The organism is Paenibacillus sp. L3-i20, from assembly GCF_022180385.2.
In the GTDB taxonomy this organism is placed as follows: domain Bacteria; phylum Bacillota; class Bacilli; order Paenibacillales; family Paenibacillaceae; genus Pristimantibacillus.
Map to the genome: position 1 here is coordinate 18,732 of NZ_BQME02000001.1, position 14,236 is coordinate 32,967.

Here is a 14,236-nt window from a genome sequence, read left to right on the forward strand (position 1 = left end):
AAAAAAATGACGTCCTGCGTATGCAGCCCGTCAACTTACGTTGCTGTCACGATCCCTTAGAAAAGACCACGCTTAAACACTTCCCATGATGCTGATAGCCGTAATTCAAATCGTTCATATCCTACATATAATAATTCAACCATAACACCATCGAATAGACATAAATACGCTTCTAATGCTGTACTGGCTTCAATGTTTTTTATTATCGCCTTATCGCTCGCATCCTTGAATAATGGAAGTAAAAGCTTGCCTATAGCTGTAATATGATGATTAGCCTTCTCCACAATTTGTTCCCGAAAGGGATCAGGTGGGAAATAGGATGATCTCAACCAAAACATTGCTTCTTCATTAGCACCAAATCGTTGTGCATATCCAGTTAATATATTATGAAGAATTTGTTTGAATTCGATGTTTTGTCCCTGTTCTGCTTGCTGCTGAAAATATAACATATCCTTATTTAAAGCTTCCTCTAAGCAGGCAAAATACAATTCTTCTTTTCCTTTAAAGTGTGCGTAAATAGAAGGCTTCTTAATCCCGACATCTGCTGCAATATTTGCCAGTGATGTACCCTCATAACCAAATCGTGCAAAATGAGAAAGCGCAATTCCTTTAATCCGATTTGCAGTCATATGAAGCCCCCTCTACCTACCGTTCGTTAGTCAAACTATAAAGGATATATGTGAAAAAGTCAATTCGTAATGAAGCAACCATTATTTCGTTATGTCCATACAAAGGGCTGTTCCACTGGTGTTTACACCATTTGGAACAGCCCTCACTTGTGCAGTATACAACGTTCACTATTATAAGACGGTTACTCATGTTTCGTTAAATTGCCGTCGTTTTTGTTCCTAACGAATTAGCTTCATCAGCAACAACATTAATCTTTCGATCTACAGCTTCAGCAATGCGTTCTGCCTCATTTTGTAACAGATTAATTTCAACAGTAGCATATGATCGAATTTTGTCCACAGGCATAAGCAACATACGAGGAGATATCGCATCTTTGCGATTCCTTCGTGTTCGACTATTTTTATATTGCTTCGTATTGGTTAACACTTTCAACAATATACTCAAATAAATACGAGTTGATCGAGCGAACAAGCCATCCGGAAGTTCAATAACTTTAAAGCCAAGTCGATCTGCCCCCCGATGAATCATCGTTACGCCATATACAGCTTTAATATCGTTGGCTAATGGGTCTTTTATGAGCTCATTTGCAAGCTGAGGTAGTGCTTTCTCAATCTCACGCAACATCCGGATGCCAGTAGCAAGTGGCGACTTTGACACCGCAGCTATTCCAGACAGCATCTTATTATCTAAATGCAGCTCAACAACAGAATCCCCTTTAGTGATACCTCCCCCTTCAGCAAATTGAACGGAATCACCGGTATATTTTGTAATTCGGTAGTGAAAAGTTGGAGGTTTGGCTTCACCTACTTGTTTCAAGCGGTAAAGTGAGTGGTACGTACGCTCCCATAGCAGCCATGCTGAAATAATAAACTTCTTCCATACAGATTGATGTATTGCACGTTCAGCATCTGTCAGCTTGATCATTTCATCAATCCCAACAAATGTGTATCCGCGCTTCTCTCCTTCAGCCAAATAAGCTTCAAGTGCAATCAACATATTGCGGGGCGCATCCTTATTCGCACCAAACGTCATTCCACAGTCGTGAAGCAACATGACTTCACCCGGACGAAGCTTCTTCATCATACGACGCTTGAGCCCTTCTGCACCGAGACGTATACGCCAATCGCCAAACATAGCTGACCACAAAATGATTTGTAAATAACCTAGATTGGAATAATCGAATACATTAATAATTCCCCAAGGCGGTCGATAATAGATCGATCTTTTTCCTACAGCTTGCTCGATGATATCATTCGTCCGCTCTATTTGACGCTTCACCGATTTAGGACGCATAAGCCAGTTCGATTTATGGATATAATTGTGTATACCGATTACATGACCTTCCTTTTGCATTCGGCGAAGCAATTCACCCTGCTCTTCTGCGTGTGATCCTACTACAAAAAAAGTAGCTTTCGCATTATATCGAGCAAGCAAATCAAGTAGCAGCGGAGTGTATGTTGGATCGGGTCCATCATCGAACGTAAGAGCAATTTCCTTTTTCACCCTACCCTTCTTAAATACACGAAATCCGAAGGTACGGCTGATCAGGCCGGGGAGAAAAGCATAAAACGTCATGACATAAAAACCCCAAAGAATTAAATTTTCCATTATGTTTTCCCCACCATTGTATGAATTAGTCGACGAATAATTAGCGGTTCAGAACAATTACAATACCTCTAATTGTAGCATATCCAAATAAAAAAAAGGCACAATTCCTGAAATCTATAGTACAATCTTATAGGAAAGATTTATCAATGAAAACTAGATTATGCACTGGAGGAAGGGAAAGCACATGCTGCCATTTTACAAAAAATATTGGAGAACCGCATTTGATATTGCGCTCATCGCACTCACTGTTTATCTAACTATGCTTGCCTTTAGCTACTTCTATAAGATAGCTACACCTATTATATTCTCCTTTGTTATTTTTTTGCTTATTGAACCACTGGCTAGAAAGCTTAATAAGTGGGGCATCAAAAAATCGATTGCCTCTGGCATATCCGTTTTAGTATTCAGTTTAACGATACTTGCCGCATTTTCTGGTGCTGCATTTCTTATTACAAAACAAGGAACAGAGATAGCAAAAAAACTGCCTCAATACCAAGAAGTGCTAGTGGAGCAGATTGGCGCAATTACTGGAGATTTAGACAAACGTTTCGAAAGCCTTCCAGGTAATCTGGATATTGCTGAAACTGCTAAAGATCTCTTTGAAGGTGCTTCCAAAAACTTCGAGAAATTTGGAACAAAAGTTTTGAATAGCATGGTCGGTTATGCTACATCGTTCTCAACCTTTATTTTTAATTTTATAATCGGTATAGTATTAGCCTATTTCTTAAGTATTGAAATTACAACCTGGAAACAGACCGCATCCAATAAAACACCAAAAACATTTAAAAGTGCATTTTTCTTTCTTAGAAATAATGTGTTTAAAGGAATCGCCCTCTACATTAAAGCACAGGCCAAAATGATTTCGATTACGTTTATTGTTATTCTAATCGCGCTCGTTTCACTTGGTGTGGACAATGCTTTTGTTATATCAGTTATTGCAGCAATACTCGATATATTGCCGTTACTCGGTGTTAGCGCCCTATTTATCCCATGGATTATCTATTTATTTATTGTAGGACAAGTTTCACTAGCGATATGGCTTACAGTGCTGTTGGTTGTTGTGACGTTGACTAGGCAAATATTGGAGCCAAAGATCACTGGTGATTCACTTGGTGTATCTGCCTTCACGATGCTGGCATTTATGATCATTTCACTTTCCATATTCGGAATCGCAGGTGTTATCTTATCTCCAATCCTTGTTATTCTTTTAAAATCACTTTACGATCAAGGTTACTTCCATCGGTGGGTTCATGCTCCAATTGGTGAATATGATACGCCGTCCGAAACTGCAACTGATGCAGATGTGGGGAATAATGATAACGAAACTTTGTCGGAGTCATTGTTAGATCAAAACAAAAAAGAAAACTAATCGATCTAGATAGATTCAAAAGACTCCGTAGAAGGATAGACTTACGTTTCTTTTAATAGTTGATGCGAAGGCATGTACTTAATTGCCCTTCAATATGAACAAAAGGCTTTCGAATTCTCATCCCAAAAAGGATGATACTCGGAAGCCTTTTATTATTCGCAGCTCCATTCGCGCATTGAAAGGATGGAATGCGCCGATAACAGCTGTAGATGTTAATACTTGTGTGGGCGATGATTGTGATCGTTAGATCAGAGATTTCGATCGTTAGGTCGGCGATTTCGACGACTTAATGGTATGATGGGCGGCGGCGATATCCATGACGCCGCGGAACAATTTGGTCGCCTGATGGCTGCTGCCAGGCGACCTATTTGCTGCAAGCACCGCGACGGCATATCGCGGTGCTTGCAAGGGGCCATAGCCCGCAAACCATTGGTGATTGCGGGCGGCCCCTGCTTTGACGGTCTCGGCGGTGCCGGACTTGCCGGCCACAGCCCAATGCCCTTGGCGGATCGATCGACCCGTACCATGGTCGACGACCGCCTCCATGCCGCGCAGCAGTAATCGCGCAGTGGCCGACCTTATTCGGCCATGGCCACGAGCAACTTCGCGTGCGCGAAGAGCTGTCATCCGCTGGCCGTCGGCATAGCGGATTTCACGGACTAGGCGCGGCTCCATTACGTGCCCTCCATTCAACAGCGTAACCATTAAATTCGCCGCTTGGAGTGGCGACATTCGTACATCACGCTGCCCTATGCCACTCTGCGCCATGATGCCTTTATCTATTTGATCTTCACTAACTCCCGTATCTCTTTTATTCTCCACGCCGTTATCTCTCTTCTTCATAGAAGTCAAGAACACTCTACCCTCCTCTTCCTCCTCTAAGAGCCTAAATGGCTTAGGAAAAGGACCATACGCCTTGTCACTGTGCCAGCCGATGAGCCCGTTTACGCCAAGGGCTTCGGCTGTCTGCTCCAGTTGTTTTCCTTGGAGTCGTTCAGCAAGTGTTGCATATACAATGTTGCAGGACTGAGCAAGTCCCTCCAATAACGTAATGTTGCCGTGTCCGCCATGTTTCCAGCATGATAGCCCATACTTACCGTACTCACCGTTGCAATGAAATTTCTCATGCCGCTTAACTACCCCATTTTCAATTGCTGATGCTGCTGTTACAAGCTTAAAGATTGAACCGGGCTCCACTGCTTTCAGCGCGTGATTTACCCATTCCGTTCCATCTCCTGAGGAAAATTCCCCAGGTGTAAGCTTTGGCCTGGACACCATTGCTACAATATCAGCAGAATGTGCATCCAACACGACAATAGCACCTTCCTGCAAACCTTGCTGATCTGCATAAACCTCAATTTCATTTTGCAATTGCAAATCGATTGTAGTTACAATTTGTAATGGATAATAATGATTAGAAGGTTGGACGACACGCAAGTCTAGCCCATGCATAGGTGAATTTCGCCCATCCAAAAAATACGAAACAGACGTTTCTCCTATCCCATGAAGCAAATGATCCAACGATTTTTCTAACCCCGTTCCACCCACCTGCTCAGTAAGCTTTCTTTTCCCAAAAGTAAGATCATCGCTATGCATTTCTTTGAGCCATTCAGGATGTTGACTTGTAAAACCGATCATATGTTTAGCTTCAAAACCGGGTAAATAACGATTTCTATAAGGCAATACACGAATACCTTCGATCCCAAGCTCATTTATTTGTTCTGCTTTTTGGGCTGATAGGCGGATAGGATTTTCATTATTATCCTCGTGCCAAAACTCTGGCTCACTGATAGCATTCAAACGACTGATAAGTTCACTTTTTGAAACATTCAACAGTTTAGCAAGAGCAGCTAATCCATCATCCGAACCGCGCATATCAAAGCGTATAGGAAACACTGCTGCTGTCATATAGGTTTCACCAGTTATCGGTTTACCGTAACGGTCAACAAAATCTCCTCTGCCCGTATCCAGCACTAAGCTGCGCTGCCGTTGTGTAACAGCTAATCGCTTCCAATTATCCCTTACATGAGCAACTGGGGCTGTAGAGGTTACTGTTCCGGGAAGTAATTGTAACCACGCTAATCTGCCTATAAAAAAAATCATAATTAAGCTAATGAAAATACCTGCTAATAAGGCTCGTTTGATCACTCCTTGCACATCCTTACTAAGCTCTTTTTTATGTGATTTAAGTTAATTCTTCGCTTTTTTATTCGTCCAATACGGATAACATACTATTACACTAGTGTTGCCAAAATAATCTGCTTCACAAACATAGCCTATAGGGGATCTTTCTCCTATCAAAATGAAAAAAGCTGCTTTCCCTAGGGAAAGCAGCTCCATTGTCTTTATTCATTAATCTGGAATTTCGATAATGATTCCTTTAATCCTCTTGATACAGAATCCAGCTTATCAGAAAGCTTCACTAAGCCGTCGCTTATGCTAAGTTGCTCGCTGCTGAGAGAAGCAACCTCTTCCGAAGTGGCTGAAGATTGTTCTGCAACAGCGCTGACACTTGTCATAGCATCTGATAATACTGACTGTGACCTATCAAGATCTCCAATTGATCGTGTCGTAAGTTCAAGACTTTCAACGAATTGGCTCATCTGACCTTGGACAGATAAGAAAATCTGATTTGCTTCTTTGACGGATGTAATCTGATCTTGGAATATAGGATAAGCATCGGACATGACTCCAACGGTCTCCTCAATCTCTCCTTGAATTTTAGCTGTAATTTGTCCAACTACATCGATCGATTGTCTAGATTGATCAGCAAGCTTGCGAATTTCGTCTGCAACGACCATAAAGCTTTTGCCTGCTGCTCCCGCTCTTGCTGCTTCTATTGTCGCATTAAGTGAAAGAATATTGGTTTGCTTCGTCAAATTATTTAGTACGTCCAATATTTTCACAATCGAACCCGTGCTTTCTTTAAGAGCATCTACCTTCTCTACCATCGCACGTGTTTTATCTTCTGCCATCCCTGTTTTCTGAATAAGTTGATTCATATACGCTGTTCCTTGCTTACTCGCGTTCTCAACTTCAATAGCGGATTGTGTCATTTGCCCATTTGACGAAATAACTTCTTTCATCTGACTATTCATTTGATTAGTCAAGTCGCTGCCCTTTTCGGCTTCAACAGCAAGACTTGTTGCACCGTTTGCAATCTCTTCGGTTGCTACAGATATTTCTTTTGCTGCAATTGCCGTTTTCTTAGATGCATCAGTCAAATCTGTTGCAGTTAACAAAACTTCATCTGCCGAAAGAGTCGTCTGCTTTGCAAGATTCGTTATTTGCGTCATCATTTCATTAAAACTATCGGAGAGTTGACCAATTTCATCCGCCCGCTTATTTATTGGTGATCTAACAGTCAGATTGCCGCTTGCCCCTTTTACCATTAAATTACGCAGCATGACTAAAGGATTTGCAACTGTTTTAATAACAACAATACTAATAGCAATCGCGATAATACCTGAAAGCAATACTATTATCATCGTTACACTTCCAATGACACTAACGTCTTCATCCAGCGTATCTACAGGGAGCGTAGCGACAAATTTCCAATCCATCCACTCAAATGTATGATAAGCAGCCAGTACAGGTACTCCCTTATCCGTGTTTAGTTTCAAACGTCCAGTTTTCCCCTCATCACCTTCAGTAGGTAAAGCTACATTACTTGGCTTTCCAATTAGATCCACATCGTGTGCAACGACATAGTTACCAGAATTATTAACAATTGATAATGTACTTCCTTTGCCTAAATTCACATCCTCATATCTTTTTTTAATCGCATCCATCGATATTTCGATTACCATTATGTAAACGTCATCTTTACTCCCTTGTGTTTTTATTAGTCTTGCTAATCCAAAAGAGTAACTGGCTGTTGGAACAAGTAAACCTTCCTCTTGATGTTCCAGCCACATTTCATCGCCTTCCATTTCGGATACTTCTTTGAACCATGGCAACTCTTTAAGTTTGGCAGCAGCAGGTCCAGATGCGGCGCCTCCTGTTAGAATAGCTCCATCTGCTTTTAATGGGATAAGCGCAATTCCGTTAACTGTGCTATTCCCGATAATGTAGTTAGAAAGTCTAGAAGATACGCCACGTGTTGCTTGCAATGTCTCATAACTATCTTTTGATCTTGCAAGTATGCCTAGGTTTGTCTGAATATCAGTATCAATAATGAGTTGTAACGATAAGTTTTTATAGTTTCCGAATCCATTATTTAGATTTTGTGTAACCTGCTTAACCGTTTGGTAGCTTGCTTCAGAAACATTTTCTTCTACAATATTTTTTGCCTGAGAATACGATATGAGACCTACTGTAAGGACACATCCGATAATACTTACGGAAATAATAAGAAATAGTTTTAATCCAACTGATTTAGAAGGCCACGACAACTTAGTTCCTTTAAGTCCTGCTGCCAAACCCTTTACTGCTGTCAAAAACTTTTTTCCAACCTGTAATAATTTCAATAGTTGCTTATTCGGTTGCTTCTTACCTTTGTTTCCCCCTGATAGATTCTTAGAATCTAACATGATGCAAGACACCCCTTCTAGTATAATATCTGCAATATTGTAATTCAGGCATATTCTATTCAAAATAGAACCAAGCTTCTAATTTTATCGACCACTTTCATCGATTTCATAATAGGAAAATGAAAAAAAAGAACTAATTCATATGAACTAGTTCTTTTCATTATAAAGTACTACTATTGGATCTTGAATTGAGCTAGTGATTGTTTAAGCCCCTGCGATACGGCATCTAGTTTCTGGGACAAATCAACTAGGCTTTCACTAATGTTTAGTTGTTCACTGCTAAGAGAAGCCACTTCCTCCGAAGTTGCCGAAGCCTCCTCAGCTACCGAGCTCACATTAGTCATTGCAGCTGAAAGTATCGTTTGAGATTGTTCCAAGTCGCTTACAGAATTCGTTACTCCATCAAGCTTTTGGACAAATTGCCCCATCTGGCTCTGAACACTAACAAATATACCGTTAGCTTCTTTAACAGAGCTTATTTGCTTTTGGAACATAGGGTAAGCATCTGATAATACACGAACCGTTTCATCAATTTCATTGCTAATCTTTTTTGTTATGTTTGCTACAACATCAATAGATTGCCTTGATTGATCAGCCAGCTTTCTAATCTCATCTGCGACGACCATAAACCCTTTACCAGCAGCTCCTGCTCGCGCGGCTTCTATCGCTGCGTTCAGCGATAAAATATTTGTTTGCTTCGTTAGACTGTTTAAAACATCCAATATTTTCACGATTGATCCAGTGCTTTCTTTAAGTGCATCTACCTTTTCAACCATCGCACGAGTCATATCTTCGGTCATACCTGTATTCTCAATAAGAACTCCCATATAGGAAGCACCCTGAACACTCGCTTTTTCAACTTCTGCTGCTGATAGAATCATATCTTGGTTTGCATCTAAAACCTTTTTCATTTGTTCATTTATATGTACTGTAAAAATATTGCCTTTCTCCGCTTCCATCGCCAAATTCGTAGCTCCACTTGCAATTTCTTCGGTTGCAATTGCAATGTCTTTTGCAGAAATGGAAGTTTTCCTTGATGCATCAGTTAAATTAGCTGCAGTCAACAAAACATCATCTGCGGAACGCGTCGTCTGAATGGCTAGTGCAGTAATCTGCTCCATCATTCGATTAAAGCTAACACTTAATTCACCAATTTCATCCTTACGTCCCTGCATCGTCGAGCGAATCGTTAAATTTCCTTCCGCTCCTTCATTCATAAGATTGCGGATCTTAACCAATGGTCTTGCAATTGCAAAGATAACTAACATTCCTATTCCAATTGCAATAATCGCAGCTATTATTGCAGTAAGCCACGTCAATTCACGAATAGCTTCGGCATCTCTAACTAACTCTTCTACTGGAATCGTCCCAACGAGCTTCCAATCCATTGATGCAAGTTTTTTATAACCAGCCAGCACCTCTACACCATCTGTCGTTTTTAACGTTGGTGATCCACTTTCAGCTTCAACACCCGTAGTTGGTAAATTTACTTTTGCCGGCATCCCAATCATCGATAAATCATTGGCAAGTATGTAATTCCCGTTTGAGCCAATAATCGATACTTCACTATGTTCGCCTAATTTAACTTCACTGTATCTATTACTTATAACTTCCGCTTCCATTTCCATTATTAATACATAAGAAGCATCACTAGAAACCCCATTTTTCAGTAACCGGCTTAAAGCCATTGTAGGCGTACTGCTTTCCATGGATATTCCGTTTGCATGGGGTGCTATCCAATTTACTTTTCCGTCTAATTCAATTGTTTTTTGGAACCAATCGGTTTTGGCCAATGCTTCAGCTCTTGTTTTCAATGCTGAGCCCGAAGATACGACATGCAGTCCTTCCCTCAAAGGAATGAGCAACATACCTTCGATTGTATTATTGCCAATTGTATATCCCTGAATCTTTTCATTCAGATTTCTTGTAGCTTCGAACCTCACATAATCGTCCACATCGGTAATATCTCTAACTAAACTGTGAAATTCCTTATCAGCTAATAACTGAAGAGATAAGTCCTCATATGTTTTAAATATTACGTCGAGATTGCTGGCAACTTGATTAATTGTTTGCAAACTAGCTTCTGATACTTTTTTCTCTACCATTGTTCTAGCTTCGTAATACGCCAATAATCCCACAGTCAATACACAAGCTATTATACTTCCAAATATAACGATGAACAGCTTCATACCAACTGATTTCAACGGGTTTGAAACGTTGGATTCTCTCCATATATGTTTTGCTTTCTTAGCTGCACTCAAAAACAGCTTAATACCCGTTTGTCCTTTGGTCGATCCTTCGGCGATAGAGTGCTTGTCCCCATCACTAGATCCACCTACTTTCTTTCTTGAGAACAATTTCAATATTCCCTTGTATTTATTAGCCATGATGGATAACACCGCCTTTGATTTGGTAGATCAAATATGCATCCTCTAGCGTTAGCGAAGCATGTCGAATTTTGGATAATTGAATAATTCTATTATTTGATATTAGAGTCAGGTTGTCAATTCTTACTTTAAAAAATATAGTACGATTAATTTATGCTACTTTAATCATAAGCGCAAAATAAAAAGGGCAGTCTCCAAGATCCTTTTCAGACCTCTAAGACTGCCCTATATTATCGTTTATTAGCGAATACGTTTACGCATCATATCCATAGCTTTAACTGGCTTTAATGTACGAAGAAGTACATGTTGAAGTGGATGCCTTGCTACATCAAGCACTTGCCCATCCATATCTGTTAACTCAGTAACCGTCTGCTTAAAGAACGTGCCGCCTGGGCCAACAAACTCTACTTCTTGACCAACTTTAAAGTTGTTGCGTTGTTCCAATGTAGCGAATCCAGTTTTTTCATTGTAATCAAGCACGATACCAGCAAAATCATAAGGAGCAGCTTTTTCTTCTTCTTCATAAATATGATCTTCCACGCCTGGTGTATCAACGAAAAAGCCTGTATTAAGCGGACGATTCGCTGCTTTGTTCATCTCATCAATCCATTCCTGTTTCACTTCGAAATGTTCTGGATCAGCGAAATAAGCATCGATCGCTTGACGATACACATTAACAACCGTCGCAACGTAATGAATACTTTTCATTCGACCTTCGATCTTGAAGCTGTCAACGCCAACCTCAATTAGTTCAGGCAAATATTCAATCATACATAAATCTTTGGAACCCATTGTGAATTGATCTTCACCTTGCTCGTACATAGGCGCATCGTCCACAAACAAATCATATTTCCATCGACAAGACTGGCAACAGCCGCCACGGTTAGAATCACGATCAGTAAAGTGGTTAGACAATACGCAACGTCCAGAATAAGATGAACACATTGCACCATGGATAAATGCTTCTATTTCAATATCAACATGTTTCTTGATTTCGGCAATATCTGCGAAGCTCGTTTCGCGCGCTAGAACTACCCGCGGCAAACCCTCATTTTTCCAAAATTGCACAGCCTGCCAGTTCATCGTAGACTGTTGCGTGCTTAGATGAACCTCAACCTTCGGCGCAACACGTTGTGACGTCTCTATAATAACCGGATCAGCAGCAATGATAGCAGAAATACCAGCCTCTTGAAGACTTCTCAAATAGTCCTCCAAGCCGCTAATATCTTCATTATGTGCGTATATATTCGTTGCAACGAATACTTTGGCGCCATAACGATTAGCAAATTCAACAGCTTCTTTCATCTCCTCAAAGCTGAAATTACCAGCGTTTGAACGAAGACCATACTTTTGTCCACCAATATAAACTGCATCAGCACCATAGTGTACTGCAAATTTCAGTTTCTCCAGAGTACCAGCTGGAGCTAGTAGTTCAGGTCGGTCCAATCGATTCCGCTTACCTGTATAGCGTGGCGCAGATTTTGTTGTACTAGTCATACCTGCAAACACCTCCTGCACACAATTGATTAATAGACTTGTTCTTTATAAAAGAAGCCGTAGCTTAGTTCTCTCTTAGGGTCTTGAATCTTTCTAATCGGATCGAGCCATTCATCTTGGAAGGAATAACCTTCTGGATCAGCCAAATAGGCGTCAATGACAGTTCGATAAGCTTTTACAACAGTTTCATTATAATCGATTGACTTCATTATTCCTTCTATTTTTAAGCTATCAACAGAAATTACCATAAGCTCATGCAGATTTTCCAGCATACATACATCATCTGAGCTCATAATATGGGTTCCATTAGCATCCTCATAGATTGGATAACGCTCTTCCGGTCTCTCGGCCTCCATAATATATAGACCACGCTTTTGATCAACATCTACAGAGTGCTCAGATTCGCCTTGATGCTCGAAATAATTATTTACTAGCGAACGTTTGGAGTGGTAAATATTCGTCATACCATGAACTTGTACTTGAAGCTCCAGCTTGGATTTACTTTTCGTATCCTCGATCTGCTCCATGTTGAGCTCACGTGCAATGACGTATCTAGTAGCTCCTCTACGTGCCCAATATTCAGCAGTTACATAATTCGTAGATGTCATTTCGGCATTCCAGTGTAATGCCATACCAGGCGCAGATGTTTTTGCTGCCATTAGCACAGCGGGATCACCAAATACGATTGCATCAACACCTGCTTGATGAAGTGCAGCTATATATTCCGGCATTCCTTCTAGCGCCGCATGATCAATAAGATTATTGATTGCAACATAGATGCGAACGCCCTTCGGCTTCGCAAGCAGAACCGCTGCTTGAATCATCTCCAGCGTAAATTGTCCTGCTTGACGTGATGCATAACGAGCTTCACCGATAACAAACGCATCAGCACCTGCAGCTATTAAACGCTCCAGTTCCTCGATAGACGCAGCGGTCGTGAGCAATTCGGGCTTGTACGACATAGTTGTTCTCCCTCATAATTTGACTTATAACTACCTCATGCTGTTATTGAGCGGATTGGTTGCTTTTTTCTATATTGCGAAGATGTTCTTTATACGTTTTTGCAAATAGATGTGTTTGCGTGCCGTCTTTTTTCGTCACATAATACAAATAATCTGTTTTTTCGGGAAATAGCGCCGCTTCAATCGATGCTAAGCTTGGGCTTGCAATCGGTCCAGGTGGCAATCCATCTACTTTATACGTATTATAAGGACTATCAATTTCTAAATCCTTATGGAATAGTCGCTCTTTTGGTGTATCAAGCGCATACTGTACAGTTGCGTCGATTTGAAGTCGCATTGGTTCTGCTAATCGGTTCATAATAACGCCTGCAACTAGTGCACGCTCCTCGTCAACGACAACTTCACGTTCAACAAGTGAGGCAATCGTTAATATTTGATGAAGTGATTTACCGGACGCTTCTAAAACATTTTGCCAGTCATCAGGCAAAGTTCCGAGTTTTCGATCCGTTTCCACTAACATTCGAGTAATGATCTCTTCTTCTGTACTTTCTTTTTTGAGCTGGTATGTTTCAGGGAATAAGTACCCCTCTAATCGTTTATGCAAGTTTTTTTGATCCGCTACAGCACGAACAGATTCCGCATCTCCCCATACTCGATCACTTTCAGCAAGCTCAAGAAACTTAGCTTTGTCGACAATGCCATCGGCAGCAAGCTTGTCTGCTATTTGCAAAAGGGTAAAGCCTTCAGGAATCGTAAATTTGATCGTCTCAGCTTCGACTGTTTCTCCAGCATTTAGTTTGGCGATTATATCCGATTTATCCATACCCGGCGCAAGTTCATACAACCCTGCTTGAAAACGTGAACCTTCGTCCTTTAATTGCAAATAATAGCTGAACACAAATGCATTTTTGATAATCCCATTTTCCTCAAGTGTGTCAGCTACAGAATTAGCAGACATCCCTCGTTTTATCGTTACTTGCGTAACTTCGCCCTTTGGCGTTGGCTGTAATTTACTCCAAACATAATAAGCCCCGCTTCCGGCAACAATCGCCATAATGCTGAGCAGACTAATAATAACCCACATCGTTATTTTCCAACGTTTCGGGCCAACTTGAGTTCTTTTGCGTTTCTTTTTTTCATTATTTTCCAACTTCTCTTCTGACTTATCCAACCCTCTACACCCTCTTCTGAAAGTTTCCGTGAAAAAGAGCGGTTGTAAGCCGCCCTCTTGGTTCAACTATTAAGAAAGTA

The 14,236-nt window shown here is 40.8% G+C and carries 10 protein-coding genes; 2 read left to right on the plus strand and 8 right to left on the minus strand.

Annotation, left to right across the window (positions count from 1 at the left end; genetic code table 11):
• Positions 1–56: 56 nt before the first annotated feature.
• Together MFF31_RS00105 and MFF31_RS00110 are read right to left on the minus strand one after the other, a co-directional pair.
• Positions 57–629, minus strand: coding sequence for a TetR/AcrR family transcriptional regulator (locus MFF31_RS00105; protein WP_238186155.1), 573 nt, complete (start codon positions 627–629; stop codon positions 57–59).
• A gap of 196 nt (positions 630–825) precedes the next feature.
• Entirely contained in the window at positions 826–2,238 is a 1,413-nt protein-coding gene (locus MFF31_RS00110) for a polysaccharide deacetylase family protein (protein WP_238186156.1), read from the minus strand.
• A gap of 184 nt (positions 2,239–2,422) precedes the next feature.
• On the opposite strand from MFF31_RS00110, the gene ytvI reads away from it, so the two are divergent.
• Together ytvI and MFF31_RS00120 are read left to right on the plus strand one after the other, a co-directional pair.
• The gene (ytvI, locus tag MFF31_RS00115) at positions 2,423–3,607 is read left to right on the plus strand and encodes a sporulation integral membrane protein YtvI (RefSeq protein ID WP_238186157.1); all 1,185 of its coding nucleotides are present in this window, start codon (positions 2,423–2,425) and stop codon (positions 3,605–3,607) included.
• Positions 3,608–3,701: 94 nt separating this feature from the next.
• A complete protein-coding gene (locus MFF31_RS00120) occupies positions 3,702–3,854 on the plus strand; it encodes a hypothetical protein (protein WP_248565366.1) in 153 nt (50 codons plus the stop codon).
• A gap of 17 nt (positions 3,855–3,871) precedes the next feature.
• Here MFF31_RS00120 and MFF31_RS00125 read toward each other — a convergent pair whose 3' ends face one another.
• From MFF31_RS00125 to mltG, 6 genes are all read right to left on the minus strand, one after another.
• Entirely contained in the window at positions 3,872–5,755 is a 1,884-nt protein-coding gene (locus MFF31_RS00125; RefSeq protein ID WP_238186158.1) for a peptidoglycan D,D-transpeptidase FtsI family protein, read from the minus strand.
• A gap of 197 nt (positions 5,756–5,952) precedes the next feature.
• Positions 5,953–8,139, minus strand: a complete 2,187-nt coding sequence (locus tag MFF31_RS00130) for a methyl-accepting chemotaxis protein (protein ID WP_238186159.1) — start codon at positions 8,137–8,139, stop codon at positions 5,953–5,955.
• 173 nt (positions 8,140–8,312) lie between these two features.
• Positions 8,313–10,526 (minus strand): methyl-accepting chemotaxis protein, encoded by a 2,214-nt coding sequence (locus MFF31_RS00135; RefSeq protein ID WP_238186160.1) that lies wholly within the window; start codon positions 10,524–10,526, stop codon positions 8,313–8,315.
• 240 nt (positions 10,527–10,766) lie between these two features.
• Positions 10,767–12,023 carry a peptidase U32 family protein gene (locus tag MFF31_RS00140; RefSeq protein WP_238186161.1) on the minus strand — a complete coding sequence of 419 codons (1,257 nt, stop codon included), beginning with the start codon at positions 12,021–12,023 and terminating at the stop codon, positions 10,767–10,769.
• Positions 12,024–12,052: 29 nt separating this feature from the next.
• A complete protein-coding gene (locus MFF31_RS00145) occupies positions 12,053–12,985 on the minus strand; it encodes a peptidase U32 family protein (protein WP_238186162.1) in 933 nt (310 codons plus the stop codon).
• A 43-nt stretch (positions 12,986–13,028) separates the two neighbouring features.
• Complete coding sequence (gene mltG / locus MFF31_RS00150; protein WP_238188425.1) at positions 13,029–14,069, minus strand: endolytic transglycosylase MltG; 1,041 nt, start codon at positions 14,067–14,069, stop codon at positions 13,029–13,031.
• Positions 14,070–14,236: the final 167 nt, after the last annotated feature.